Origin of the sequence: Streptomyces sp. NPDC001903 (genome assembly GCF_042891345.1) — a bacterium.
Lineage (GTDB): Bacteria > Actinomycetota > Actinomycetes > Streptomycetales > Streptomycetaceae > Streptomyces.
Genome location: NZ_JBIASZ010000015.1, coordinates 136,050 through 161,798, shown reverse-complemented (window position 1 = coordinate 161,798; position 25,749 = coordinate 136,050). Strand labels below are relative to the sequence as shown.

General features: G+C 70.5%; 19 protein-coding genes, 1 tRNA gene and 1 riboswitch. Of the genes, 8 read left to right on the top strand and 12 right to left on the bottom strand.

Annotation, left to right across the window (positions count from 1 at the left end; genetic code table 11):
* The first annotated feature begins 243 nt into the window (after positions 1 to 243).
* Positions 244 to 1,053 carry a hypothetical protein gene (locus ACFYZS_RS29315; protein WP_389018986.1) on the top strand — a complete coding sequence of 270 codons (810 nt, stop codon included), beginning with the start codon at positions 244 to 246 and terminating at the stop codon, positions 1,051 to 1,053.
* Positions 1,054 to 1,069: 16 nt separating this feature from the next.
* Here ACFYZS_RS29315 and ACFYZS_RS29310 read toward each other — a convergent pair whose 3' ends face one another.
* Entirely contained in the window at positions 1,070 to 1,441 is a 372-nt protein-coding gene (locus ACFYZS_RS29310) for a hypothetical protein (protein ID WP_389018839.1), read from the bottom strand.
* Positions 1,442 to 1,547: 106 nt separating this feature from the next.
* Here ACFYZS_RS29310 and ACFYZS_RS29305 point away from each other — a divergent pair, with 106 nt between their 5' ends.
* Positions 1,548 to 1,778, top strand: coding sequence for a DUF4287 domain-containing protein (locus tag ACFYZS_RS29305; RefSeq protein WP_048479109.1), 231 nt, complete (start codon positions 1,548 to 1,550; stop codon positions 1,776 to 1,778).
* Positions 1,779 to 1,907: 129 nt separating this feature from the next.
* Here ACFYZS_RS29305 and ACFYZS_RS29300 read toward each other — a convergent pair whose 3' ends face one another.
* A complete protein-coding gene (locus ACFYZS_RS29300) occupies positions 1,908 to 2,756 on the bottom strand; it encodes a Bax inhibitor-1/YccA family protein (protein ID WP_389018836.1) in 849 nt (282 codons plus the stop codon).
* A gap of 586 nt (positions 2,757 to 3,342) precedes the next feature.
* On the opposite strand from ACFYZS_RS29300, the gene ACFYZS_RS29295 reads away from it, so the two are divergent.
* Entirely contained in the window at positions 3,343 to 9,447 is a 6,105-nt protein-coding gene (locus ACFYZS_RS29295) for an RHS repeat-associated core domain-containing protein (protein ID WP_389018833.1), read from the top strand.
* Positions 9,441 to 10,088 (top strand): hypothetical protein, encoded by a 648-nt coding sequence (locus ACFYZS_RS29290; protein WP_389018830.1) that lies wholly within the window; start codon positions 9,441 to 9,443, stop codon positions 10,086 to 10,088. Before ACFYZS_RS29295 ends, ACFYZS_RS29290 begins: the two co-directional genes overlap by 7 nt.
* An 87-nt stretch (positions 10,089 to 10,175) precedes the next feature.
* On the opposite strand, the gene ACFYZS_RS29285 is transcribed toward ACFYZS_RS29290, so the two are convergent.
* Positions 10,176 to 10,255, bottom strand: a tRNA-Leu gene (locus ACFYZS_RS29285).
* 441 nt (positions 10,256 to 10,696) lie between these two features.
* Between ACFYZS_RS29285 and ACFYZS_RS29280 the strand changes: the two genes are divergently transcribed.
* Together ACFYZS_RS29280 and ACFYZS_RS29275 are read left to right on the top strand one after the other, a co-directional pair.
* Positions 10,697 to 11,461, top strand: a complete 765-nt coding sequence (locus ACFYZS_RS29280; RefSeq protein ID WP_229345355.1) for an ABC transporter ATP-binding protein — start codon at positions 10,697 to 10,699, stop codon at positions 11,459 to 11,461.
* Between the two features lie 53 nt (positions 11,462 to 11,514).
* Positions 11,515 to 14,067, top strand: coding sequence for an ABC transporter permease (locus ACFYZS_RS29275; RefSeq protein ID WP_389018826.1), 2,553 nt, complete (start codon positions 11,515 to 11,517; stop codon positions 14,065 to 14,067).
* Between the two features lie 115 nt (positions 14,068 to 14,182).
* Here ACFYZS_RS29275 and ACFYZS_RS29270 read toward each other — a convergent pair whose 3' ends face one another.
* Positions 14,183 to 15,577 (bottom strand): class I SAM-dependent methyltransferase, encoded by a 1,395-nt coding sequence (locus ACFYZS_RS29270; protein ID WP_389018823.1) that lies wholly within the window; start codon positions 15,575 to 15,577, stop codon positions 14,183 to 14,185.
* A gap of 171 nt (positions 15,578 to 15,748) precedes the next feature.
* A complete protein-coding gene (locus tag ACFYZS_RS29265; RefSeq protein ID WP_389018820.1) occupies positions 15,749 to 17,134 on the bottom strand; it encodes an NAD(P)/FAD-dependent oxidoreductase in 1,386 nt (461 codons plus the stop codon).
* A gap of 523 nt (positions 17,135 to 17,657) precedes the next feature.
* Here ACFYZS_RS29265 and ACFYZS_RS29260 point away from each other — a divergent pair.
* Both ACFYZS_RS29260 and ACFYZS_RS29255 read left to right on the top strand, forming a co-directional pair.
* Positions 17,658 to 17,930 (top strand): type II toxin-antitoxin system Phd/YefM family antitoxin, encoded by a 273-nt coding sequence (locus ACFYZS_RS29260; protein WP_389018817.1) that lies wholly within the window; start codon positions 17,658 to 17,660, stop codon positions 17,928 to 17,930.
* The gene (locus ACFYZS_RS29255) at positions 17,927 to 18,196 is read left to right on the top strand and encodes a type II toxin-antitoxin system RelE/ParE family toxin (RefSeq protein WP_389018815.1); all 270 of its coding nucleotides are present in this window, start codon (positions 17,927 to 17,929) and stop codon (positions 18,194 to 18,196) included. The genes ACFYZS_RS29260 and ACFYZS_RS29255 overlap by 4 nt, the downstream gene beginning before the upstream one ends.
* 248 nt (positions 18,197 to 18,444) lie before the next feature.
* Here ACFYZS_RS29255 and ACFYZS_RS29250 read toward each other — a convergent pair whose 3' ends face one another.
* The 7 genes from ACFYZS_RS29250 to ACFYZS_RS29220 form a co-directional block, all read right to left on the bottom strand.
* A complete protein-coding gene (locus tag ACFYZS_RS29250; protein ID WP_389018812.1) occupies positions 18,445 to 19,416 on the bottom strand; it encodes an exopolyphosphatase in 972 nt (323 codons plus the stop codon).
* Positions 19,413 to 19,961: a DUF501 domain-containing protein gene (locus ACFYZS_RS29245; protein WP_389018810.1), complete on the bottom strand. Its 549-nt coding sequence runs from the start codon at positions 19,959 to 19,961 to the stop codon at positions 19,413 to 19,415. The genes ACFYZS_RS29250 and ACFYZS_RS29245 overlap by 4 nt, the downstream gene beginning before the upstream one ends.
* A 46-nt stretch (positions 19,962 to 20,007) precedes the next feature.
* Positions 20,008 to 20,496: a septum formation initiator family protein gene (locus ACFYZS_RS29240; RefSeq protein ID WP_048479116.1), complete on the bottom strand. Its 489-nt coding sequence runs from the start codon at positions 20,494 to 20,496 to the stop codon at positions 20,008 to 20,010.
* 103 nt (positions 20,497 to 20,599) lie between these two features.
* Entirely contained in the window at positions 20,600 to 21,886 is a 1,287-nt protein-coding gene (gene eno, locus ACFYZS_RS29235; protein ID WP_030156501.1) for a phosphopyruvate hydratase, read from the bottom strand.
* Positions 21,887 to 22,152: 266 nt separating this feature from the next.
* Entirely contained in the window at positions 22,153 to 22,848 is a 696-nt protein-coding gene (locus ACFYZS_RS29230; RefSeq protein ID WP_389018807.1) for a transglycosylase family protein, read from the bottom strand.
* A gap of 2 nt (positions 22,849 to 22,850) precedes the next feature.
* Positions 22,851 to 23,021, bottom strand: a riboswitch (cyclic di-AMP (ydaO/yuaA leader).
* A 282-nt stretch (positions 23,022 to 23,303) separates the two neighbouring features.
* A complete protein-coding gene (locus ACFYZS_RS29225) occupies positions 23,304 to 24,341 on the bottom strand; it encodes a transglycosylase family protein (RefSeq protein ID WP_389018804.1) in 1,038 nt (345 codons plus the stop codon).
* A 102-nt stretch (positions 24,342 to 24,443) separates the two neighbouring features.
* Complete coding sequence (locus tag ACFYZS_RS29220) at positions 24,444 to 25,718, bottom strand: cytochrome P450 (protein ID WP_389018802.1); 1,275 nt, start codon at positions 25,716 to 25,718, stop codon at positions 24,444 to 24,446.
* Between the last annotated feature and the right edge of the window lie 31 nt (positions 25,719 to 25,749).

Genomic DNA, 25,749 nt, shown 5'->3' with positions numbered 1-25,749 from the left:
GCGGCGTACTGACACCGAATCCAATCCCGTCGCGGCCGACCTGTGACCGAATCTCCCCCAGGATGTGACCTTTGTCCTGGGGGTTCGGTATTTCCGCAGGTCAGAGCCGATTCACAGGACCTGTGTGTGACCAAAGCCCTGTCCAATTCGTGACGTAATGCACTGCACGCCATTCCCAGGTCAGGACACTCTGATGTAGGAAGTCGGGGGATCGAATCAATCAGGAGTTAGTCAGTGAGCGCCATGTCTCTTGCCCTGCTGCTGACCACGGCCGCCGCCGCGACCGTGGGCGCTGCTGCGCTGCACGCCGTACACGGCCTGCGCAAGCAGGTGACGGCCCTCCGCGGTGAGCTGGCGACGCCCGCCCACACCCGCGGCACGACCGTCCCGCACGCCCGCAGTGCCGTGCAGTCCCCCGCCGCCGAGATACGGGCCGCCGTGGCCGAGGCCCTGGCCGAGGAGCGCGAGCGCGAGCTCGCCGAGGCGCGGGCCTTCTGGGCCGCGCAGGAGGCCCGCGACGCCGCCGACGCGCCCTCCCTGCTGGGCGGCCTGCCCGGCCTCGGAGAGGACGGCCCCGCCGTCTTCCTGCCCCGCCAGGCCGACCTGGTGGGTCTGGAGCCGGTGCTCGGCGACGAGGCCGCCGACGACTACCCCGAGGATTCGGCCGAGCTGGCCGCCGCCCGCCGGCGCCACCCCTCGCACCCCGACTTCGTGCCGGTCCAGGCCCCGGCCCCCGGCGCCGACCACGAACGCACCGTCTCGCGCCTGGAGGAGCTCGCGGAGGCCCGTACGGCCCTCGCGGACGTCCGGCCGGGTCCGCTGGGCACGCTCGACGTGTACGTGTTCACCGACGGCACCACGCTGTGCATGACCCCGGGCCACCGGGAGACGGCGGAGCGCCTCGCCGAGGCGCTGCGCTCGGGCACCGCGCCGGTCCTGCTGGGCGGCTCCGGCATCTCGGGCGCCTACGCGCTGACCTTCTCCTGCGGTGACGCCCAGGACCCCGACAACAACGTCTACATCCTCGCGGACCGCGTCATCGCGTCGCTCTGACACCGCGACGCGCCGCTCAGCGCGTCGCTCCGGCTTCCGCCCGCTCCACCAGCCGCACGGCCTCGTCCAGCATCCCGGACGGGGCCTTCGCGGTTTCCGGGGAGCCCTCGGCAGCGGTGGCGGCGGCGCGCAGCGCCTCCGCGAGGTCCATTCCGGCCACCGCCACCTGGTCCCCGACCACGAACACCCCCGCGTCGGGCATCCGACGCGCCGGAGCCGCCCCCGCGCCGCGGCTCGGCGCCTCCAGCTCCTGGGCCCGTACGGAGAGCTCCCGGGCCAGCTCCAGCGCCTCGGCTGCGGCGCCCTGTTGGAGACGGCTCTGCGGCATGGCCCGCAGCCGGTCGGCGAAACGTTCCACGGCGGCGGTCAGAGGCGAAGTATCAAGCACCCGGCCGACCTTACGCGCCGCCGCGGCGCCATTGCCAACGGGCGAACTCTCCGGCACGGTGGCGTGAAGAGAACAGCACAGCACGGCGATACCTCCGGAGGCGCCCATGTCCGTAGAGTTCTCCGAGCAGACCCACCGCAACATGATCGACAGAATCCCCCTGACCACCGGTCGTGAAGTGTCCGACTGGCTCCGGACCGTGGACGACGGCCCCTCCCTCGTCCGGTTCGAGGAGAAGGTCAGCTGGCTGCGCGGCGCGCACGAACTCTCGTACGGCCAGGCCAAGGCGATCATCCACGAGTACGACCTGCGCAGGGCGGCCCGCAAGTTCGGCTGATCCGGCCGCCCCTCCCCCGACCCCTCCGTCCCCGACCCCGTACCCCTCCGAGACGCGGGAAGGCCCCGCGAGCGGTGAGCTCGCGGGGCCTTCCCCTTGCCGTCCGCGCCGGTGGGCCGGCCGGTACGACTAGTCGTCGCCGGAGAGGATCTGGAACAGGCGCAGCAGCTCCAGGTAGATCCACACCAGGGTCAGCGTCAGGCCGAAGGCGGCCAGCCAGGCCTCGTCGCGCGGGGCACCGTAGGTGATGCCGTCCTCGACCTGCTTGAAGTCCAGGGCGAGGAAGCAGGCGCCGAGGACGACGCCGACGATGCCGAACAGGATGCCGAGGCCGCCGCTGCGGAAGCCGAGGCCGTCACCGCCCGCGAAGACGGAGAACAGCAGGTTCGCGACCATGAGCAGCATGAAGCCCATGGCGGCCGCCATCACGAAGCCGTAGAAGCGGCGGGTGACGCGGATCCAGCGCATCTTGTACGCGAACAGCACGGAGGCGAAGACGCACATCGTGCCGAGCACGGCCTGGATGACCACGCCGGCACCGAAGTAGGTGCTGGTCGCCGCGCTGAGGACGCCGAGGAAGAAGCCCTCGAAGGCCGCGTACGCGAGGATGATCGGCGGCGAGGCCTTGCGCTTGAAGGACTGCACGAGCCCGAGGACCATCGCGACGAGCGCGGCGCCGATGGCGATGCCGTACGACTTGTTGACGTTCGCCGGGTCGACCGGCATGGCGATCCACGCGATCGTCGCCGTGAGGATGACCGTGCCGAGCGTCATGGCCGTACGGCTCACGACGTCGTCCATGGTCATCACGTCGGCACGGGCGGGCGCCTGCGGCATGCCGGTGACCGCGTCCGTGGCGTAAGGATTCGTCGCGTACGGGTTGGTCCCGGCCTGCTGGTGCTGCGCGTCAAAGCCCGCGTAGCCACCGTTGTCGCGGCTGAACCCCCGTCGCGAGAAGACCGGGTTGCTGCTCCTCATCTCACTCCTCCATGGCCACCGTGCGCGGCCTTGCAACAAGAGTAATGCGTTAGCAAAAATCTGACCCTACTGCTCAGGGAGGATCTTTGCCCAGCACCTGCGGGTGCCGGGAGCTCCTCCGGGCCGGCCGATGACGCGCCGGCGACGGGCCCGCGGCCGGACGGGTCGCCCGCTTCGCACGGCCTTTCCGGAAGATCTTTGCGCCGAACCTCTTGAAATCCATCGGATCGACCGTCGGCGAACCGTCCACGCGAATTCGACGACCCGCGGATCATGCGGCATTTATACATGCCACGCAACAGATTTCCGATGATTTCGAGACTTGCCCCGGTGACACGCCCCCACCTGCTCAGATCCAGCTCAACCGCCCCCCTTCGAGCGGGTGTTCGTTGCTAGCCTGCGACGTCTTTACCCCATGAAGAGAATGTGAAGAGAAGGGACAGGTGTGTCGATTTCCTACGCGCGCGCACTTGCGGCGGCTTTGGCCGCCGCAGTCGCGATAGGCGTACTACCGGGCACTGCGGTGGCCGTAAATATGGATGGCAGAATTCCACTTCCCGGGCTGAAGCAGCCTTCGGCCGTTCCGGTGGCCAAGGCGAAGCCCGGGGGCAAGCGGAAGCCCGACGCGGCCGCGGCGAACTCCTGGAAGGGGGCGCCGAAGGTCGTATGGCCGAAAGTCGGAACCGCCGAGGTCGAGCTCCGCGGCCTGAAGAAGGCCGGCGATCTGCCCGTCTCGGTCGCTCCCCTGCCGCCGACCGGGGGGGTCGGCGGATGGGCCAAGGGGGCCCAGGCCCCGGGCGCGGACCCGGCGGCCGCGGCGCCGTCCAGGCTGCGCGTGTCGGTCGCGGACCGCCAGGCCGCGGCCAAGGCCGGCGTCGACGGCGTCCTGCTGTCCGTGAAGCGCGCGGACGGCGTGGCCAAGGCCGGTCCCGCCCAGGTCAAGGTCGACTACTCGGGCTTCCGCGGCGCGTACGGCGGCGACTGGTCCGGGCGCCTGCAGCTGGTGGAACTGCCGGCCTGCGCCCTGACCACGCCGGACGACGCCAAGTGCCGCACCCGCACCCCGCTGCGGACGACGAACGACACCAAGGCCGGCACCCTGTCGGCCCCGGTCGGCGTCGGAACGGCGACCGTCATGGCCGCCGTCGCGGCGGACTCCGGCGGCAGCGGCGACTACAAGGCGACCTCCCTGCAGGCCTCGGGGTCCTGGTCCGCCGGGGCGTCGACGGGAAGCTTCTCCTGGTCCTACCCCGTCAACGTGCCCGCGGTACCGGGCGGCGTCCAGCCCAAGATCTCCCTGGACTACAGCTCGCAGTCCGTGGACGGCCGCACGGCGGCCTCCAACAACCAGCCGAGCTGGATCGGCGACGGCTGGACGTACGAACCGGGCTTCATCGAGCGCCGGTACAAGTCCTGCAACGACGACAAGACCGGCGGCACCAACACGACCCGCGTCGGTGACGTGTGCTGGTACAACGACAACGCCACGCTCTCCCTGGGCGGCAAGTCCACCGAGCTGGTCTACGAGGCCGGCAAGGGCTGGCACGAGGCCCGGGACACCGGCTCGAAGGTCGAGAAGCTCACCGGCGCCACCAACGGCGACAACGACGGTGAGCACTGGAAGATCACCACGGCCGACGGCACCCAGTACTTCTTCGGCCTGAACCGCCTTCCCGGCTGGAAGGACAACGGGAGCGCCGCCGACGACCCGACGACCAACTCCGCCTGGACCGTCCCGGTCTTCGGCAACCAGTCGGGCGAGCCCTGCTACAACGCCTCGTTCGCCTCCGCCTGGTGCCAGCAGGCCTGGCGCTGGCAGCTCGACTACGTCGTCGACCCGCACGACAACGCCATGGCGTACTACTGGCAGACCGAGAAGAACAACTACGGCCGCAACGTCTCGGAGACCACCGGCAAGTCCACGGTCACCCCGTACGTCCGCGGCGGCTGGCTCGACCACATCGACTACGGCCTGCGCAAGGACGCCGTCTACACCGGCAAGGCCATGGGCCAGGTGAAGTTCGACGTCTCCGAGCGCTGCCTGACGGGCTGCGGCACCTTCGACGACACCAACGCCAAGAACTGGCCGGACGTCCCGTTCGACCAGTACTGCAAGGACGGCGCCACCGAGTGCAAGGACCAGTTCGCGGCGACCTTCTGGTCGCGCAAGCGACTGACCTCGATCACCACGAAGGTGCTGACCGGCGGCGCCTACAAGGACGTCGACAGCTGGGCCCTGGCCCAGGACTTCCCCGCCTCCGGTGACGGCGTCTCCACGCCGATGTGGCTCAAGTCGATCCAGCGCACCGGCAAGGTGGGCGGGACCCTTTCCACTCCCCCGGTGACCTTCGCGGGCGAGCAGAAGGCGAACCGCGTCGACAAGACCGGCGACGGCCTCGCCCCCTTCATCCGCCTGCGCCTCTACCAGGTCACCACGGAGACCGGCGCCACCATCGGCGTCACCTACTCCCAGCCCGAGTGCACGAGCAGCACCCTGCCGCCGGCCGACGGCTCGAACACCACCCGCTGCTACCAGGTGAAGTGGGCGTACGAGGGCAACGACGCGAAGCCGGACTGGTTCAACTCGTACGTGGTCACGCAGGTCGTCGAGGGCGACAACCTGGCCTCCACCCCCGACAAGGTCACCTCGTACTCCTACCTCGACGGCGCCGCCTGGACGAAGGGCACCGACGAGCTCTCCAAGGCCGAGGACCGCACCTACTCGGTCGCCCGCGGCTACGGGCGGGTCCAGACCCGCACCGGCGCGGCCGACGACCCGCGCACGCTGACGGAGGAGCGCTTCTTCCGGGGCCTGGACGGCAAGGCCGTCGCGGACTCGGCCGGCGCGTCCGTCACGGACCGCGAGGAGTTCGCGGGCATGGCCCGCGAGAAGGTCACGTACAACGGCGACGACACGTCGAAGCCGGTCTCCGCGACCTCGTACACGCCGTGGCGCTCCGCGCAGATCGCCAAGCGCGCCCGCACGGGCCTGCCGGACCTGGTCTCGTACCAGACCGGTGTGGAGAAGGAGTCGACCCGCACCACCGTCACCGGCGGCACCCGCACCGTCGACCTCACCCGCACGTTCGACGCGTACGGCATGGTCGCGAGCGAGTCCTCGACCGGTGACACGGCCAAGACCGGCGACGAGAAGTGCACCACCACCGGCTACGCCCGCACCGGCGCCGGCGCGATCCTCGACAAGGTCAGCCGCGTCGAGACGGTCGCCGTCACCTGCGGCTCCCCCGTCTCCCGTCCCGATGACGTCATCGACGACGTGCGCACCTACTACGACGGCGGCGCGCTCGACGCGGCGCCGACCAAGGGCGACGTCACCAAGACCGACCGGATCAACGGCAAGGGCGACGGCTACGACGTGACCGGCTCGACCCCGGCCGCGGACTTCGACGTCTACGGCCGCGGCCTCACCGCCGCGAACGCCTACGGCCAGGTCACCAAGACCGCCTACACCCCGGCCACGGGCGAGGCGCCGACCAGCGTGCTCGTCACCAACCCCCTCAACCACGCCGCCACCACCGTCATGGACCCCCTGCGGGGCCAGCCCACCCAGGTGACGGACGCCAACGGCAAGATCACGACCACGGCGTACGACGCGCTGGGCCGGACCTCCAAGGTGTGGATGGCGAGCCGGTCCGCGGTCACCTATCCGGACTCCCCGAACAAGAGCTTCGACTACCTGGTGCGCAACGACGGTGCGGTCGTCGTCACGACCAAGACGCTCGGCGCCGACTCCACGTACCGCAGCGAGTACGCCTTCTTCGACGGCATGCTCCGCCCGGTCCAGACCCAGGTGCCCTCCCCCGACCGCGCCGGACGCCTGGTCACGGAGACCCGCTTCGACACCCGCGGCCTGGCCTGGCGCAACTCCGGCAGCTACTTCGCCACCGGTGCGGCCGAGCCCGTGCTCGTGACCGGGCAGGAGCTGAACTACCCCGCGTCCACGGACACGGAGTTCGACGGTGCGGGTCGCCCGACCGCGGTGATCTCGAAGCGGTTCGGTGACGAGACCAAGCGGGTCACGACCTCCTACACCGGCGACACGACGACGGTGGTCCCGCCGCAGGGCGGCACCGCGGTCACCACGGTCGTGGACGCGCTGGGCCGGACCGTCGAGCTGAAGCAGTACACGAACGCGGCGCGCACGACCTCGCAGTCGACCCTGTACGGGTTCGACAAGCGCGGCCGGGCCTCCTCGATCACCGACCCGTCGAACGCGAAGTGGACGTACACCTATGACGTCCGCGGCCGTCAGATCCAGACGGACGACCCGGACAAGGGCACGGCCAAGACGTCCTACGACCAGGGCGACCGGGCGACGGACGTCACCGGCGTGGCGCGCGGCATCACGCTGCACACCGACTACGACGCGCTGGGCCGCAAGACCGCCGTGAAGAACGGCGCGACCACGCTCACCTCGTGGGAGTACGACACGGTGGCCAAGGGCCAGCTGTCGAAGTCCACGCGCTGGGTCGGGGGCAAGGCCTACGAGTCGGCCGTCACCTCCTACAACTCCCTCTACAAGCCGGTCGTCACCCAGCTGACCGTCCCGGACAGCGAGGGCGCGCTGGCGGGCGTCTACAAGTGGACGACCTCGTACAACGCCAACACCGGCCAGGTCATGTGGACCAAGCAGCCGGCCATCGGCGACCTGCCGGCGGAAACCGTCACCAACACCTACACGGCGCAGTCCGGCCTGCTCGCCTCCATGGGCGCGGGCACCGACGCCCTGATCTCCGACGTGACGTACGACCACTACGGCCGCAACACGCGGACGGAGCTGGGCGATTTCGGCCGGCACCTGTGGACGACGAGCGAGTACGACGAGCACACCGGGTCCCTGACCCGCAGCACCACCGACCGCGAGGTCGCTCCGCAGCGGATCGAGGACACGAAGTACGGCTACGACCCGTCGGGGAACATCACCTCCATGGGCACCGCCTACGGCCAGGACGCGGGACGCACCACCGACACGCAGTGCCTGGCGCTCGACGCCCTGGGCCGGATCTCCGAGGCCTGGACGAACACCGGCGAGCAGTGCGCGACGGCACCCTCCACCGCGGTCGTCGGCGGCCAGGACACGTACTGGACGTCGTACACGTACGACGCCATGGGCAACCGCAAGACGGAGGTCCAGCACAAGACGGCCTCGGGCCCGAGCGCCGACACGCTGCGCACCTACTCCGCCCCGACCGCGGGCAAGCACGACCTGCCCAAGGTCGCGCAGACCGGCACCAACGCCCACGACGAGGTGTTCACCTACGACGGGTCCGGCAACACCAAGACCCGCAAGATCGGCACGGCCCCCCAGCAGACGCTGAACTGGAGCGACGAGGGCCACTTGGCGTCGGTCGTGACGGGGAGCACCGAGATCGCCGGCTACGTCTACGACACGGAGGGGCAGCGGCTGGTCGCCAAGGACGCCACCGGCACCACGCTCTACCTTCCGGGCGGCAACGAGCTGAAGCTGTCCAAGTCGGGCACGGTCACGGGTACCCGCTACTACACGGCCGGATCGCAGACCGTCGCGGTACGGACGGGCACGAAGCTGGCCTTCACGGTCACCGACCACCACGGCACGGGCACGACGCAGGTCACGGCCGACGCGGCGCAGGTCGTCACGCGCCGCAAGACCGCGGTCTTCGGTGGCGCACGCGGCACCCAGCCGTCCGGCTGGACCGGTGACAAGGGCTTCGTCGGCGGTACGAACGACGTCGCGACCGGCCTGGTGCACCTCGGGGCCCGCGAGTACGACACGGCCCTGGGCCGCTTCGTCTCGGTCGACCCGCTCTTCGTGGCGGACGACCCGCGCCAGCACAACGCCTACCAGTACGGCAACAACAACCCGGTCAGCCTGACCGACCCGGCGGGCACCGAACTCGGCTCCCCGCCGAACTCCTGCCTGTACGACCTGAAGTACTGCTCCAAGGACGTCCAGGACTCGGTCGGCTACACCCCGCCCTCCGACGACGACGACGGCGGTGGCGGCGGTGGCGGTGGCGGTGGCGGTGGCGGTGGCGGCAACGGCGGTGGTAGCGGCAGCAACAGCAGCAACTCCTCCGGCAGGCACTACTGCGACGGCTGCCAGCAGCTGCCTTCCATGCTGCCCAAGCTCCCCAAGGGTGTGACGGTTCCCGACGGCGGTCAGGACGTCGAGTTCTCCTCGACCGTCATCCTGTCCGAAGACCCGTACACCGACTACACGACCGGGGCGGACGTCCGGGAGGTCGCCAAGTCCCACGAGCTGACCTTCACCTATACGTACGCGGCCATGTACACGACGATGGAGCAGTACGCGAGCAAGTTCGGCTGGTCGGCGGCGGTCAAGGCCGGAGGAAAGGCGAAGATCCCCCTGGTCGCGGAAGGAAGCGTCGAAGTCTCGCTGGGTGTCAACGGCGACTACACGTGGACCGATGCCCAGACCAAGACGAGCACGGCGACAGCGGCCGAGGCCATGAAGCTCAACCTCACGAAGGGCGAGCTGTTCGGGTACGTGCCATCGGGCAAGCTCACGAAGTACAACACGACCTACATGCACAAGGACGGCACGGTGACCTCCAAGACATGGGGAACCTTCGACGTCACCAATTGGCAGCCCTACACGTTCTCCTCCAAACCGGCCACGATGGTCTCGCTGGACGTGAAGGCGTGCAATCAGGCCGGCTCGTGCTGAGCCCCGTACGCGCGCGGGCGGGCTTGTTCCTGACGGCGGCGGCCGTGCTGCTCGCGGCGGGCTGCGGGGGCACGCAGGGCGGCGCCGCCGCTCCGCAGGCACCGGTCGCCTCGGCTCCCGTGGCCTCGCCCTCACCCACGCTCGACCTGCCCGCGCTGGCCTCGGTTCTCGCCCGGCAGGCCACTGCGTCCGGCTCGGCGCCCACCAGCGCCGGGCTGAGTCTGGCCCGGCAGGCCGGGACGTCCGCCTCCTACCTCTGGGAGACGGACGGGGGCAAGGTCTGCTTCGCGCAGATCAAGGCCCCCGGCGCGATGAACGAGATCGCCTGCGCGGCGGTCACGGAGCCGGCTCCTGAGCCGGGTTCCCGGCTGGAGGCGCTCTTCGGCCCCGGCATGGGCTTCTCGGAGTCGTACATCGTGTTCGCCGCCGAAGCCGGCACCAAGGTGACGTCCGTGACCTACGAGGGGAGGGAAAGGCCCTGGCAGCTCGTCAGGACCCTCGCCCCCCGGGCGACGGGGCGGGACGTCTACTACGTCGCGCTCCCCGAAGGCCACAAGGGCTGGATCGACGTGACCCTGCGGCAGGCCGACGGGCAGTCGGTGCCCGACCGCCTGCGGGTCACCCTGGGCGGCGGATCCTGATCCGGTAGCCGCGGAGAACACGACGGCGGGGGTGCCCTCTGGGCGCCCCCGCCGTTCGTGTGTTCCGGTGCGTGCGGAACGTACTCGTGCCCGGAGCCGGACTTGAACCGGCACGGCCTAAGCCAGCGAGGTTTAAGCTCGCCGTGTCTGCATTCCACCATCCGGGCAGGGCGTGGTGGCTCCCGTACAAAAGCACTGAACGCTGTGCCGAGCCTATCCGGATCACTCTGGTCGGCAGTGGGTCGTCTATCCGATGTTGTCTGATTTTATTGGCGCTTGAGTGGGCGTCAGACGCCAGAACACACGGTGGGCCCGTTACGGGCGGCGATCACCCGCGATACGTGATTGACGGGATTTCGATGGCCTCCACCACCCGTGCGCCACCCCGGGCCACCCCAGCCCCCGGAGGCCGTCCCCGGACACCGCACAGGGGCGGCCGTCATACCAGAGGAGGATGCTGCCCGCCCTCCGGTCAGACTCCAGTGGGCCTGGGAACGGGCACCTCGGCTGATCCCCCGCGGGGGTGCGCACGGCGACGATGGGAGGGTCCCGCCGATCCGCAGACCGCACTCCGGTCCGCAGCCCGAGGAGTCGCTTCCGTGACCACCATGAACTACGCCCCGCACACCACCCAGGCCGTGGCCGCCCGGGCCACCGGCCTCTCCAAGGTGTACGGCCAGGGCGAGACCCAGGTGGTCGCCCTCGACAACGTCTCCGTGGACTTCGGCCAGGGCCAGTTCACCGCGATCATGGGCCCCTCGGGCTCCGGCAAGTCCACCCTGATGCACTGCGTCGCCGGTCTGGACACCTTCTCCGCCGGCTCCGTCCGCATCGGCGAGACCGAGCTCGGCACCCTCAAGGACAAGCAGCTGACCCAGCTGCGCCGGGACAAGATCGGCTTCATCTTCCAGGCCTTCAACCTGCTGCCGACGCTGACGGCGCTGGAGAACATCACCCTGCCGATGGACATCGCGGGCCGCAAGCCGGACAAGCAGTGGCTGGACACCGTCATCGAGATGGTCGGGCTCTCCGGCCGCCTCGGCCACCGGCCCACCCAGCTCTCCGGCGGCCAGCAGCAGCGCGTGGCCGTGGCCCGCGCCCTGGCCTCCCGTCCCGAGATCATCTTCGGTGACGAGCCGACCGGAAACCTGGACTCCCGCTCCGGCGCCGAGGTCCTCGGCTTCCTGCGCAACTCCGTGCGCGAGCTCGGCCAGACCGTCGTCATGGTCACCCACGACCCGGTCGCCGCCTCCTACGCGGACCGCGTCATCTTCCTCGCCGACGGCCGCATAGTCGACGAGATGTACGGCCCCACCGCAGACGGCGTGCTCGACCGCATGAAGGCCTTCGACGCCAAGGGCCGCACCAGCTGAGGGACGTTCCCTCCCCGTCCCCGCTGACCCCTTACCACCTGGACTCCTCCACCATGTTCCGTACCGCGCTGCGCAACGTGCTCGCGCACAAGGCCAGGCTGCTGATGACGGTGCTCGCCGTCGTCCTCGGCGTCGCCTTCGTCTCCGGCACCCTCGTCTTCACCGACACCCTCAGCAAGGCCCTCTCCAGCCAGTCCGCCAAGAGCTACGACGGCGTCGCCGTCTCCGTGACCTCCTACGGCCAGGGCCGGGGCGACGACGGCCAGAAGGAGGGCGAGGTCGGCCTCAGCCAGCAGACCCTCGACAAGGTCAAGGCCGTCAAGGGCGTCGACTCCGTCTCCGGCCGCGTCTCCGGTTTCGCCGGCGTGGGTGACGAGAAGGGCGAGCTGATCGGCTCCGGCTGGTCCAACAAGGGCTCCAACTACGCCCCCGTCAAGGACGGCAAGGACCCGCGCTACGCCTTCACCGAGGGCACCGGCCCGGCCAAGGCCGACCAGGTCGCCCTCGACAAGGCGACCGCCGCCACCGGCAAGTACAAGGTCGGCGACAAGGTCCGCGTCGCCACCAACGGCCCGGTGAAGGAGTACACCCTCTCCGGCGTCTTCACCACCGAGGACGGCGCGGTCAGCGCCGGCGGCAGCCTGGTCCTCTTCGACACCGCCGTCGCCCAGGAGCTGTACCTCAAGCCCGGCTACTACGAGGAACTGTCGGTCGCCGCCAAGGCCGGGACCTCCGCCGACCAGCTGCTGACCGACATCAAGCCGCTGCTCGACTCCAAGCACACCAAGGCCCAGACCGGCGCCGCCCTCGCCGCCGAGCAGGCGAAGGACGTCGAGCGGGGCATGTCCAACATGAACCAGATGCTGCTCGCGTTCGCGGGCATCGCGCTCTTCGTCGGCATCTTCCTGATCTACAACACCTTCACCATGCTGGTCACCCAGCGCACCAAGGAACTGGCCCTGCTGCGCGCCGTCGGCGCCAACCGCGGACAGGTCATGCGCTCGGTCCTCACCGAGGCCCTGGTCGTCGGCGTCGTCTCCGCCGTCGTCGGCCTGGTCGCCGGCACCGGCCTGGCGGTCGCCATGCGCTCCGCGATCGAGGCCTTCGGCGCCAAGCTCCCGGCCGGCGACCTCGTGATCGCCCCGGGCACCGTCGTCGCGGCCGTGGTCATCGGCGTCCTCGTCACCACCCTCGCCGCCCTCCTGCCCGCCTGGCGCACCGGCCGGATCGCCCCGGTCGCCGCCATGGGCAGCGCCCACCTGCCGGCCACCGCGAAGTCCCTGGTCGTACGGAACGTCCTCGGCTCGGTCATCAGCCTCGGCGGCATCGGCCTGGTCCTGCTCGGCGTCTCCATGGGCGGCCAGAACGGCCGCCTGACCCTCGGCGCCGGCGCGTTCTTCATGCTCATCGGCCTGATCGTGGTGCTGCCGCTGCTCTCCAAGCCGGTCATCGGAGCGATCCGCCCCGCGCTGCAGAAGGTCTTCGGCATCCCCGGCAAGCTGGCCGCGCAGAACGCCGTGCGCAACCCGCGCCGCACCGCCGTCACGGCCGCCTCCCTGTCGATCGGCCTGACCATGGTCACCACGCTGTCGGTGCTCGGCATCACCATGGGCACGGCCGTCGACAAGATGAGCACGGACAAGCTGAAGGCCGACTACAAGGTCTCCATGGCCGCCGAGGGCATGAGCCTGGACAAGTCGGTCGCCGAGACCCTGGCCAAGGCCCCCGGCATCAAGGCGGTCTCCCCCCAGGCCGACGGCTACCTGCGGATCGGCGGCTCGTTCCGCTCCGCCTCCGGCGTCACCCCGTCCGCCATCGGCCAGATGCTGAACATCGACACCGTCGGCGGCTCGATGGACAGCCTCGCCAAGGGCGAGGTGGCCGTCGCCGAGACCACGGCGAAGAAGCAGAACCTCTCCGTCGGCTCGTCGCTGGAAGTCCAGTACGACGACGGCCAGAAGGGCACGCTCAAGGTCGGCGCGGTCTACAAGGACCTGGAGGGCCTGCTCTCCCCGTACGTGCTCGACAACAAGATCCTCGCCTCGCACAGCGAGGAGCAGTACATCCGCGAGGTGTACGTCAACACCACCGCCGGCGCCTCGAAGGCCGCGCAGCAGACGGTCGTCGACGCCCTCGGCAAGAACCCGGCGATCAAGGTCGCCACCCAGGAGGACATGCGCAACGAGATGGGCGGCATCATCAACACGATGCTGAACATCATGTACGGACTGCTCGGCATGGCCCTGATCATCTCGGTGCTGGGCGTGGTCAACACCCTCGCGATGTCCGTCTTCGAGCGGACCCAGGAGATCGGCATGCTGCGGGCGATCGGCCTCGACCGCAGCCGGGTGAAGAACATGATCCGCCTGGAGGCCGTGGTCATCTCGCTCTTCGGCGCGGTGCTCGGCATCGGGATCGGCGTCTTCCTCGCCTGGGCGGTGGGCACCACCATCGCCAAGGGGGTCCCGAACTACGCCCTGGTCCTCCCCTGGGACCGGATCGGCATCTTCCTCCTGCTGGCCGGCGTGGTCGGCGTCCTGGCGGCCATGTGGCCCGCCCGCAGCGCGGCCCGGCTGAACATGCTCACCGCCATCAAGACCGAGTAGGCGCGGCGTTCCACGGCAGGGACACGGAAGGGCCCCGGGGCACACGCCCCGGGGCCCTTCCCGCCGTCGTACGGGGCCCTGCGGGGCCTGCGCGTACGTGGTCGGCCCTACGGGCTCACGCGCCCCAGGTACGCAGCCTCAGCGGCAGCCCCGAGCGCCCGGCCTCGGCCGGCTTCACCGCGAGGACCTGGTTGACGCCGAGCCGGCCGCGCTCGAAGCCCAGCGCCGAGGCCGCCATGTACAGGCGCCAGACCCGGGCCCGCCCGGGCGAGGTCAGCCGTACGGCCTCGTCCCAGTGCTTCTCCAGCCGCGCCACCCAGGCCCGCAGGGTCAGCGCGTAGTGCTCGCGCAGCGCCTCCACGTCGCGGACCTCGAAGCCGGCCCGCTCCAGCTCGCCCACCGTCGTGCCCAGCGGGGAGAGTTCGCCGTCGGGGAAGACGTAGGCATCGATGAACTCGTCGATCCGGTACGCCTCTTCGTCCGGCTCCGGCGGACGCGCGATCTGGTGGTTCAGCAGTCGGCCGCCGGGCGCCAGCAGGGCGTGCAGGGTGCGGGCGTACTCGCGGTAGCGCTCCGCGCCCACGTGCTCGGCCATGCCGATGGAGGAAATGGCGTCGTACGGGCCGTCCTTGACGTCCCGGTAGTCCTGGATCCGGATGTCGAGCCGGTCGGCCAGCCCCTCCTCCGCGGCCCGCTTGCGGGCGTACACGGCCTGCTCGCGCGAGAGGGTGATGCCGGTGACGCGGACCCCGTACTCCCGGGCCGCGTGCAGGGCCATGGAGCCCCAGCCGCAGCCGACGTCGAGGAGCCGCTCGCCGGGCCGGAGGCCGAGTTTGCGGCAGACCAGGTCGAGTTTGTCCCGCTGGGCCTCCTCCAGCGTGGAGCCGGGGTTCCAGTAGGCGCAGGAGTACACCATCGAGGGACCCAGGACGTACTCGTAGAACTCGTTGCCGACGTCGTAGTGGTGACTGATCGCCTGCTTGTCGCGGCTCTTGCTGTGGATCTGGCCGCCCCGGCGGCCTGCCGCCTCCTCGGGCGGCGGCGCCGGCGCCGGCCACGGCCGGGCCATGGCGACGAGGTCGCGCAGGGCTGAGCGGGCCCCCGGGTCGCGCAGCAGCGCGGCGGCCTGGGCGGCGCCCGCGGCCCGGTCCGGCAGCTGCGGGAGCTGGGGGCGCAGGGCACCGAGCTTGCCGAGGCCCGAGCGGCGCAGGGCCGGCGGGGTCTCGGGGGCGGCGGCGGGCGCGCGCTCCCAGAGCAGCCCGGCCACCCGGTCCAGCAGTTCGAAGAGGTCGCCCTCCACCGTCAGGTCCCCGGCGACCCAGGCCCGGGCCAGCCCCAGCTCGCCCGGCCGCCACAGCACGCGGCGCAGGGCGCGGCGGTTGGTCAGCACCAGGGTGGGTCCGGCGGGCGGTCCGGCCTCGCTGCCGTCCCAGGCGCGAATCCGGACGGGCAGGGGGGCGCCCAGCAGGGTCTCGGCGAGAGCGGCCAGCCGCGGCGCGGCTTCGGTCATCGTAGGCACCTCCAGAATGATCCGACCGAACGGCCTACCCATTTCGGGCGGAGCTCAATCGGACGACACTCCGAACAGGTCTACGGGGGCACGCCGAAGGGGCCGCCCGCACCACGGATGGCGGGCGGCCCCTTCGGGGACGTGCTGGAGGAGTTGCCGGTCAGGCCCGGGTCAGGAGGCCTTGGCCTTCGCGGCCGGGGCAGCGGCGGCGGCCGGAGCCGGCGCCGGCTTGGCGGCCTCGTAGAACTCCTCGCGCGGGGTCTCCAGCGCACCGAGGGAGACGACCTCGCGCTTGAGGAACATGGCGAGGGTCCAGTCGGCGAAGACGCGGATCTTGCGGTTCCAGGTCGGCATGGCCATGCCGTGGTAGCCACGGTGCATGTACCAGGCGAGCCGGCCCTTGAGCTTGATCTTGGTCTTGCCCATGACGATCATCGCGACGCCCTTGTGGAGGCCGAGGCCCGCCACCGCACCCTTGTTGGAGTGCGAGTACTCCGCCTGCGGGAAGCCCCGCATGCCGGAGATGACGTTGTCGCCGAGGACCTTGGCCTGGCGCAGCGCGTGCTGGGCGTTCGGCGGGCACCAGGCGTTCTCGACGCCGGCCTTGCGGGCGGCGATGTCCGGGACCTGGGCGTTGTCGCCGGCGGCCCAGATGTAGTCGGTGCCCTGGACCTGGAGGGTCGGGGCGGTGTCGACGTGGCCGCGCGGACCCAGCGGCAGGCCGTAGCGGGCCAGCACCGGGTTGGGCTTGACGCCGGCGGTCCACACGAGGGTGTCGGAGTCGACCTCGAGGCCGTTCTTCAGCACCACGTGGCCGTCCACGCAGGAGTCCATCGAGGTGTTGAGGTAGATCTCGATGCCGCGGGACTCGAGGTGCTCCTTGCCCCAGGTGCCGAGCTTGGGCCCGACCTCGGGGAGGATCTTGTCGGCCGCGTCCACCAGGATGAAGCGCATGTCCTCGCGCTTGATGGTGGTGTAGTACTTCGCGGCGTCGCGGGCCATGTCCTCGACCTCGCCGATCGTCTCGGCACCGGCGAAGCCGCCGCCGACGAAGACGAAGGTGAGGGCCTTGCGGCGGACGTTCTCGTCCGTCGTGGACTCGGCCTTGTCGAGCTGCTCGAGGACGTGGTTGCGCAGGCCGATGCCCTCTTCGACGCCCTTCATGCCGATGCCCTGTTCGGCCAGGCCGGGGATCGGGAAGGTGCGGGAGACGGCGCCGAGCGCGATCACCAGGTAGTCGAAAGGCAGCTCGTACGCCTCGCCGACGAGCGGCGTGACGACGGCGACCTTGCGGTCCTGGTCGATGCTGGTGACCCGGCCGGTGAGAACCTCTGCCTTGGGCAGCACGCGTCGCAGCGGGACGACGACGTGCCGAGGCGAGATGCTGCCTGCGGCCACTTCGGGGAGGAAGGGCTGGTAGGTCATGTACGACCGCGGGTCGACGACCGTGACGGTCGCCTCGCCATAGCGCATCTTCTTCATGATCCGCTTGGCCGCGTACAGGCCTACGTACCCACCTCCTACAACGAGGATCCTGGGACGCTCCGTGGTGCTCATGGAACGAGTATCCAGCACCCCAAGGGGTGACGCTCGTGAGCCCCTTCACAAGGTGACGGAGGGCCTCTGCTACACTGCGCGGCCCACGTGACGGAGGTCATGGCGCGAAACGGGAACCAGGGTGTAACAGGATTCGTTGTTCACCCGTCCTGAACTGGCCTCCAGGCCTGAAAGCGGAGTAGACCACCGGGTTGGTGGATACCTACCGACGAGGCTGGACGGCACCCTCATTTCGCACGAACGCTCGGACAAAAGAGGCCCGATGGCCCGCGGAGCGCCCCGAAGGACCCTCTCCGCGGCCCATCAGGCCTCTTTTCCTTGTGAAGAACTTCACGAACTTTCTGCGGAGGAGGGGACCTAAGGCCCCCGTAAGCCCCTCCGAAAGCCCTCCGAGAGACCTCCAGGGCCTTCGAAACAGCCCTCGCTCAGGCGATCGACCAGGCGATGCCATCCGGAATTGTCGGCGAACCCGCACAGGTTCGAAGCCACGCGGCGTGTACACATTGAGGCGTACACTGCGGTCATGAGTGAGAACGCTGTGACCGTGCGCGAAGCCCGTGCCCATCTCGCGGACCACATCAATCGGGCGGAGCAGGGCGCTCCGACCATAATCACCCGTAACGGCGCCCCGGTGGCCGCCCTGGTTCCCATCGCGGACTTCAACGCGCTGGAAGAGGCAGCCGACGAGATGCTCGCACGCGAGGCGGAGGCCGTGCTCGCCGAAGGCGGGCGGACCGTGACAATGGCCGAGCTCCTGGCCGACCTGTTCAGCGAACGGGGTGACGGCGCGGCGTGAAGTACGCCTTCCGGTTCACCACCGCGGCGCAACGGCAGCTCCGGGCCATCGACAGGCCGGCCGCGATGCGGATCCTCGCCGCCCTGACTGCTCTGGGAGACGATCCGTACCGTGAGGACGCCGACATCAAGAGGCTCACCGGGCCCTCCGGCCTGTACCGGCTCCGGGTCGGCAGCTATCGGATCGCCTATCAAGTTCTTGACGGCGAGCTGGTCATCCTCGTCGTCAAGGTCGGCGACCGCCGCGACGTCTACCGCAACATCTGATTCCGAAGGCGGTGGCGGGGGGGGGGGGGGGGGGCGGGGGGCCCCCCCCCCCCCCCCACCACCCCCCCCCCGGCCCCGCCCCGGCCCCCGCCCGCCCGTCGCCCCGGGGGACTGCGGGGGGGGGGGGGCTTCCGCGGTGCTCCTGGGCCCGCCCCCCCCCCCCTTCCACCCCAATCGTCTTTGCCGGGGGGGGGGGGGGGGGCGGGGCCCCCCCCCCCCCCCCCCCGCCACCCGCTGATCTCAGCCCGTCAGGGCCGCGGCTCGGCCGGCTCGGCCCCTTCCGCGGCGTTCCAGGCGATGCCGTCGAGGATGTCGTGCTCCGAGACGACGACCTCCCGGGCTCCGGTGCGCTCCATGACGGCGAGCAGGACCAGGGTCCCCGCACCGATCACGTCCACGCGGCCCGGGTGGAGCACCGGGATCGCCGCGCGCTCGGCGTGCACCGAGGTCAGCATGCGGTCGGTGATCTCGCGGACCTGCTCGTACGGGATCCGGGCGTGGTGGATCTCCGAGGAGATGTACTCCGGCAGCCCGAGGGCGATCCCGGCGACCGTGGTCACCGAGCCGGCCAGGCCGACCAGCGTGCGCGCCTCCGTCAGCGGGACGGTCTCCTCGACCAGGTCCAGCGCCGCCTCGATATCGGCCCGTATGGCCGCGATCTGCTCCGCGGTCGGCGGGTCGGTGACCGCCCCGTCCACCACCAGGTGGCGCTCGGTCATCCGGACGCAGCCCACGTCCACCGAGCGGGCGGCCCGCACGTGCTCCTCGCCGACCACGAACTCGGTCGAGCCGCCGCCGATGTCCACCACCAGGAAGGGCTTCTCCATGTGGGTGGTGCCCGTCAGCTCCTTGGTGGCGCCGATGAAGGAGAACTCCGCCTCCTGGTCGCCGGAGATGACCTCGGGCTCGACGCCCAGGATGTCGAGCACGCCCTGGACGAACTCCTCGCGGTTCTCGGCGTCGCGCGAGGCCGAGGTCGCCACGAAGCGCAGGCGCTCCGCGCCCAACTCCTTGACGACCGCCGCGTACTCGCGGCAGGCCGCGAAGGTGCGCTCCAGCGCCTCCGGGGCCAGCCGGCCCGTCTTGTCCACGCCCTGGCCCAGGCGGACGATCGTCATCCGCCGGTCCAGCTCGACCAGCTCGCCGGTCCGCGGATCGCAGTCCGCGACGAGCAGGCGGATGGAGTTCGTACCGCAGTCGACGGCCGCGACGCGGGTCACGCGTCCGACTCCGCCGCGCCGCCCTTGTCCGCGCACGGCGTGACGCAGGCGCCCTTGGCCCACCACTCGGGCAGCATCGCCAGCGCCTCGTCGCCGAACGGGTTCACCCCGGGCCCGGCGGCCAGCGAGTGGCCGACGAGCACGTGCAGGCACTTCACCCGGTCCGGCATCCCGCCGGCGCTCGGGAAGCCCTGGAGCACCTCGATGGCGTCGCGGCGCCGGATGTAGTCCTCGTGCGCGGCCTGGTACGCGGCGGCGAGCTCGGGGTCCTCGGCGAGCCGGGCCTGCATCTCCTTCATCACGCCGTTGGCCTCCAGCGTGCCGATCGCGGAGGCCGCGCGCGGGCAGGTGAGGTAGTACAGCGTCGGGAAGGGCGTGCCGTCGGGAAGGCGCGGGGCGGTCTCCACCACGTCCGGCTGGCCGCAGGGGCAGCGGTGGGCGATGGCGCGCAGCCCGCGCGGGGGGCGGCCGAGCTGCTGCTGGAACGCGTCGATGTCCGCGTCGGTCGGCTCGGTCCGGTCGGTCTGGGGCGGGGGCGTCTGCATGCCTGGAGGAAGTCTCTTCGTTCTCGTGGATGGGTGCGGGTACTCGTCACTCGCCGGGGCGGTCGGCCTTGTCGACGCCGTCCCAGACGTTCGAGTACCAGGGCCGGTCGGATCCGGCCGCTCCGGTGCGGTGCCGCTCGGCGGCCCCGGCCCCGGGGTCGGTCATGATGTAGCTGATCTCGCCCGGGCGGACGAAGTGCAGGTGCTTGCGCGCCTGCTGCTCCGCGTACGCGTTGTCCTGCCAGCGGGCCTTCTCGTCGCGGAGGCGTTCGAGGCGCCGGCTCGCGGCCTCGGCGGCCCGCCGCTGCTCCGCGATCTCCGAGCGCTGGGAGACGTACTGGCGCATCGGATACGCGAGGGCGACGACCAGCGTACAGAGGACGAGCACCAGGAGCGCGGCGCGGCCGGTGAGCCGGCTGCGGCGGACCTGGCGGCGCGTCTGCGAGCGGTAGACGTGGGCGGCGGTCCGCTCGCCGAGCTGCTTGAGCCTGGTCGCGGTGGAGAAGGTGGAGAACCGATCCCGGTTCCCGGCCATTGATCCCGCCTCCCCTATGTACGCGCTACGCAATACGTCCCCGCACACGGTACGGGACCGAGTGCGGGGACGTACGGAGGCCAGCCCCGGAGGGCTGCCGTGATTAGCCCTTGAAGCGCGGGAAGGCGCTGCGGCCCGCGTACACGGCGGCGTCGTCGAGGATCTCCTCGATGCGCAGCAGCTGGTTGTACTTGGCGACGCGGTCCGAGCGGGCCGGGGCGCCGGTCTTGATCTGACCGCAGTTCACGGCGACGGCGAGGTCGGCGATGGTGACGTCCTCGGTCTCGCCGGAACGGTGCGACATCATGCACTTGAAGCCGTTGCGCTGGGCCATCTCGACGGCGTCGAGGGTCTCGGTCAGCGAACCGATCTGGTTCACCTTCACGAGCAGGGCGTTCGCGGAGCCCTCCTCGATGCCGCGGGCCAGGCGCTCGGGGTTGGTGACGAAGAGGTCGTCGCCGACGATCTGCACCTTCGCGCCGAGGCGGTCGGTGATGACCTTCCAGCCGGCCCAGTCGTCCTCGTACAGCGGGTCCTCGATGGACACGAGCGGGTACGCGGAGACGAGCTCCTCGTAGTACTCGGTCATCTCGGCGGCCGAGCGGGACTGGCCCTCGAACTCGTACTTGCCGTCCTTGTAGAACTCGGACGCGGCGACGTCGAGCGCGAGCGCGATGTCCTTGCCCGGGGTGTAGCCGGCCTGCTTGATGGCCTCGACGATGAGGTCGAGCGCGGCGCGGTTGGACTCCAGGTTCGGGGCGAAGCCGCCCTCGTCGCCCAGGCCGGTGGAGAGGCCCTTGGTGTGCAGGACCTTCTTGAGGGTGTGGTAGACCTCGGCACCCCAGCGCAGCGCCTCGGAGAAGGACTCCGCGCCGATCGGGGCGATCATGAACTCCTGGATGTCCACGTTGGAGTCGGCGTGCGACCCGCCGTTGAGGATGTTCATCATCGGAACGGGCAGCAGGTGCGCGTTCGGGCCGCCGAGGTAGCGGAAGAGCGGGAGGTCCGAGGCCTCGGACGCGGCGTGCGCGACGGCGAGGGAGACGCCGAGGATGGCGTTGGCGCCGAGCGAGCCCTTGTTGTCGGTGGCGTCCAGGTCGAACATGGCCTGGTCGATCAGGCGCTGCTCGGTGGCGTCGTAGCCGACGAGCTCCGGGCCGATCTGCTCGATGACCGCGAGGACGGCCTTCTCGACACCCTTGCCCATGTAACGGTTGGGGTCACCGTCGCGGAGCTCAATGGCCTCGAAGGCACCGGTGGAGGCGCCGGACGGAACTGCAGCACGGCCGGTGCTGCCATCGTCGAGGCCCACCTCGACCTCGACCGTGGGGTTGCCTCGGGAGTCCAGGATTTCCCGGGCTACGACGACGTCGATGGACGGCACGAGCATCTCCTTCTGGGATGTGACGCTGGGTGTGCGGTGGCATGTCGGGCCGTGGGATGGCCCCGCCGACTAGAGCCTAACCGGCTCCGGGCACTCGGCCAGCCGACCGCCCGCCCCCTGGGACGAAAAAGGGCCCGAATACCCGCCTTCCGGTACATAGGGCTCCCGACTGCCGGCAGACATGCCGCCGCCCGGCGCGTGAGGGGAAGACGCGCCGGGCGGTCGGGCTGCCGCGGCGCCGCACGGGCGGCCGCGGGTTGTCACTGCGGGATTCAGCTGAGCTTCAGCATCTGACCCGGGAAGATCAGGTCGGCGTCCGAGACGATGTCCTTGTTGAGCTCGAAGAGCTTCTCCCAGCCGCCCTTGACGCCGTTGGCCTCGGCGATGGTGCCCAGGGTGTCGCCGGACTTGACCTCGTACGAGCCGTTGCCGGTCTTCACGACCGGGGCCTCGGAGCGCTCGGAGCGGGTGACCGGCGCGGGGGTCTCGCGCTTGGTCTCCTTCTTCGGCTCGGTCTTCTTCGGCTGGGTCTTCTTGGTCTCGGTCTTCGTCTCCGTCTTCTTCGGGGTGTCGGTCGCGCCACCACCGGTGTAAGAGGAGTTGGAGAGGCCCTTGCCGCAGACCGGCCAGGCGCCCTTGCCCTGGCCCTTGAGGACCTTCTCGGCGATGGCTATCTGCTGCGACTTGGAGGCCTGGTTGGCCTGCGCGGCGTACGCCTTGCCGCCGTACGCGGCCCACGTCGAGGACGAGAACTGCAGGCCGCCGTAGTAGCCGTTGCCCGTGTTGATGGACCAGTTGCCGCCGGACTCGCACTGCGCGACGCGGTCCCACTCGCCGGCCGTGGCGGCGGAGGCGGAGCCGGCCGCCATCAGGGGGGCGGCGACGGCGACACCGGTGACACCGGCGAGCGTGACGATGCGAGCGGCCTTGGAGGCGCGGCGGTGCTTGCCCTTGCCGGAAATCAGCATGGAGTTCTCCTCACCGACGCCTGCGAGGTGAGCTGTCGGGTTCGGGCTGATGAGTGCCCGGCCGTGCGACGTGGCGCACGACTTAACCCCTAGCCGTTTCCTGGCCGTCTCTCAACGGCCGGTCCCGGCGCCTACCTTGGTTCCCCCGCTCCTGCCTTCGGCGCTTGACGCGACGACTGTTCCCCCCGTCCGCCGGCAGGATTCGGCGATGCGGTCGAAGGAGCCCGCGGTGGCGGGCGACTCAGAAGGTAGACAGGTCTCTCCCCGATGTTCAACGAGGAACACCGGGGAGAAACGGGCCCTACTTGCGCCCTCCGTACGGGCGTTTGCGCAGGTGAGGGCGGGGTTTGCGGAAGGCTCCGGGCGGGACACGCCAGTTGACCGGAAGAGACACATGTCTCACTTGCAGATAACGGACATTCAGCCTTTTCCGGGTGCCCGAAGTGCCGCTATTTCTAACTTAGATCCAGATTTTGACCGGGCTTGATCAGATCGGCGTCATCACCGATGACCTGCTCGTTGGCCTGGTAGAGCGCGTTCCAGCCGCCCTTGACCCCCTTGGCAGACGCGATCGTGGCCAGACTGTCGCCCGCCTGGACCGTGTACGAGGGATCCGACGCCGCATCAGATCTGGCGGGCGCCTCAAGAGCGGGCGTACCACGGTGCTTGCCGGTGCCGGTGGTGTCCGGGATGCCGGCCGGGTCGGTGCTGGCACCCGGGGTGCCCGGGGCCGCGGGGGCGGTGGGGGCGCTCGGGTCGACCGGAGCGGTGGGGTCCGTCGGGCTGCCGGGCGCGGTCGGGGTGCCCGGGGCCGTCGGGTCGCCGGGCGCGGTCGGGGTGCCCGGGGCCGTCGGGGTGCCGGGGGTGCCCGGGAGCACCGGCGCGGTCGGCGAGGTGGACGGCGCGTCCGGGTCGGGCATGACGGGCAGTCCGCTGTTCGGTGCGAGCGGCGCCGGCGGAATCGTGAAGTCCGGGGCCGGGGCCGGGGTCGGGGCGCCGAAGTCCCGCGCCTTCGCGCCGGAGCCGCCGGCCGGGATCGACGCGTCGGGGCGCGAGGCGCTCGGAGCGATCGGGGTGAGCGTGCCGGGCAGGCCCGGGTCCACGGTCGCCGCGGGGCCCTGCTGGGTCAGTCCGGCCGACTCGGAGCAGTGCCCGAACGCCTGGGCGCCCTGCGTGCCCAGCACGCGCTCGGCGACGGCGATCTGCTGCGAGCGGCTGGCGAGGTCGGGGCGCTCGGCGAACTCGAGGCCGCCCGAGGCGTTCCACTGCTCCTGCGTGAACGAAAGTCCGCCGTAGGCACCGCTGCCGGAGTTGGCGCTCCAGGAGCCGCCGCTCTCGCACTCGGCGACCTTGTCCCACGTGGAGGTCTCGGCTGCGCTCGCGCCGGTGGCGGCGAGCAGCGGCAGGGCCAACGCGGAACCGGTGACCCCGGCGGTGACGACTATCGCGGGTACCTGGCGGGGGCGTCTGTGGCGGCCGTTCCCGGAACGCATGAGCTGCACCTTTCGCATAACGGCTGGGTAACGGCAGAACCTAGCGTTCTTGGCATGCGAGTAACAACTCTTGACCGGGGCTGACTTACGGTCAGTGGGCGTTCAGGGGTTTCGGGCTGTGAACTTCACGGGAAGGGTGCGCAGGCCACGCATGATCAGACCCCCGCGCCAGCGAAGCTCGTTGGGCGGAACAGCGAGTTCCAGATCCGGCAGACGCGTCAGCAAAGTCGCAAGCGCCGTCTGTCCTTCAAGTCGTGCGAGCGGAGCGCCCAGGCAGTAGTGGATTCCGTGCCCGTATCCGAGGTGCTGGTTGTCGGTGCGGGAGAGGTCGAGGGTGTCCGGATCGGCGAACCGCTCGGGGTCCCGGTCGGCCGCGGCGAGGACGACGAGCACCGGATCCCCGGCCGCGACGTCCTGGCCGCCGAGGGTCAGCGGCTCGGTGGCGAAGCGCCAGGTGGCCAGCTCCACGGGCCCGTCGTAGCGCAGCAGCTCCTCGATGCCGGTCTCCAGCAGGCCGCTCTCCCCGGCGGCGAGGGAGTCCTGGAGGCGGGTGCGCTGATCGGGGTTCATGAAGAGGGAGTGGACGCCGTTGCCGATGAGGTTGACCGTGGTCTCGAATCCGGCGAACAGCAGGATGAAGGCCATCGCGGTGGCCTCGGCCTCCGTCAGGTGGTCCCCGTGGTCGCTCGCGCGGATCAGGTCCGAAATCAGGTCATTGCCCAGATCATCCCGTTTGCGGTGGATGAGTTCGCCGAGATAGGTCCGCATCTGCTTCACGGAACGGGCCACCCCGCCGCGCGGGCCGCCGCCGTGCCGGATCATCATCCCGGCCCAGTCGCGGAAGTCGTCCTGGTCCTCGCGCGGTACGCCGAGCATCTCGCAGATGGCGTAGATGGGGAGGGGGAAGGCGAACTCGTGGATGAGGTCCGCTTCCCCCCTGCTCGCGAACTGCTCGATGAGGTGGTCGGTCAGCTCCTGCACCCGCGGGGTGAACTCGGCCACCCTGCGCGGGGTGAACGCCTTCGACACCAGCCGCCGCAGCCGCGTGTGGTCCGGCGGGTCGATGTTGAGCAGGTGCGTCATCAGCTCCGCCTTGCGCTCCCCCGGGATCCCGGTCTTGCCCTTGGCGTGCGCCGGCTCCGCGTGGTGCGCCGGATTCTTGCTCAGGCGCTGGTCGGCGAGGGCCTGGCGGGCGTCCGCGTACCGGGTGACCAGCCAGGCCTCCACCCCGCTCGGCAGCTTGGTGCGGTGCACCGGGGAGTGCTCGCGCAGCCAGGCGTACGCCGGGTACGGATCGGTCGCGAACTCCCAGTCGAACAGGGTCGGGCCCTGGGGAGGAGTGCTGTCTTCGGGGGCTGCGGAGGTCGGCTCATGCACCCGCTGACCGTATCCCGCGCCCCCGCCGCCA

What these genes read in the sequence shown, in the direction of transcription:
- ACFYZS_RS29300 (WP_389018836.1), bottom strand. Translation starts at nt 2,756, where the DNA reads ATGAGGAGCAGCAACCCGGTCTTCTCGCGACGGGGGTTCAGCCGCGAC.
- ACFYZS_RS29305 (WP_048479109.1), top strand. Translation starts at nt 1,548, where the DNA reads ATGTCCGTAGAGTTCTCCGAGCAGACCCACCGCAACATGATCGACAGA.
- ACFYZS_RS29230 (WP_389018807.1), bottom strand. Translation starts at nt 22,848, where the DNA reads ATGCTGATTTCCGGCAAGGGCAAGCACCGCCGCGCCTCCAAGGCCGCT.
- ACFYZS_RS29260 (WP_389018817.1), top strand. Translation starts at nt 17,658, where the DNA reads ATGAGTGAGAACGCTGTGACCGTGCGCGAAGCCCGTGCCCATCTCGCG.
- ACFYZS_RS29240 (WP_048479116.1), bottom strand. Translation starts at nt 20,496, where the DNA reads ATGGCCGGGAACCGGGATCGGTTCTCCACCTTCTCCACCGCGACCAGG.
- eno (WP_030156501.1), bottom strand. Translation starts at nt 21,886, where the DNA reads ATGCTCGTGCCGTCCATCGACGTCGTCGTAGCCCGGGAAATCCTGGAC.
- ACFYZS_RS29315 (WP_389018986.1), top strand. Translation starts at nt 244, where the DNA reads ATGTCTCTTGCCCTGCTGCTGACCACGGCCGCCGCCGCGACCGTGGGC.
- ACFYZS_RS29275 (WP_389018826.1), top strand. Translation starts at nt 11,515, where the DNA reads ATGTTCCGTACCGCGCTGCGCAACGTGCTCGCGCACAAGGCCAGGCTG.
- ACFYZS_RS29225 (WP_389018804.1), bottom strand. Translation starts at nt 24,341, where the DNA reads ATGCGTTCCGGGAACGGCCGCCACAGACGCCCCCGCCAGGTACCCGCG.
- ACFYZS_RS29245 (WP_389018810.1), bottom strand. Translation starts at nt 19,961, where the DNA reads ATGCAGACGCCCCCGCCCCAGACCGACCGGACCGAGCCGACCGACGCG.
- ACFYZS_RS29265 (WP_389018820.1), bottom strand. Translation starts at nt 17,134, where the DNA reads ATGAGCACCACGGAGCGTCCCAGGATCCTCGTTGTAGGAGGTGGGTAC.
- ACFYZS_RS29280 (WP_229345355.1), top strand. Translation starts at nt 10,697, where the DNA reads ATGAACTACGCCCCGCACACCACCCAGGCCGTGGCCGCCCGGGCCACC.
- ACFYZS_RS29270 (WP_389018823.1), bottom strand. Translation starts at nt 15,577, where the DNA reads ATGACCGAAGCCGCGCCGCGGCTGGCCGCTCTCGCCGAGACCCTGCTG.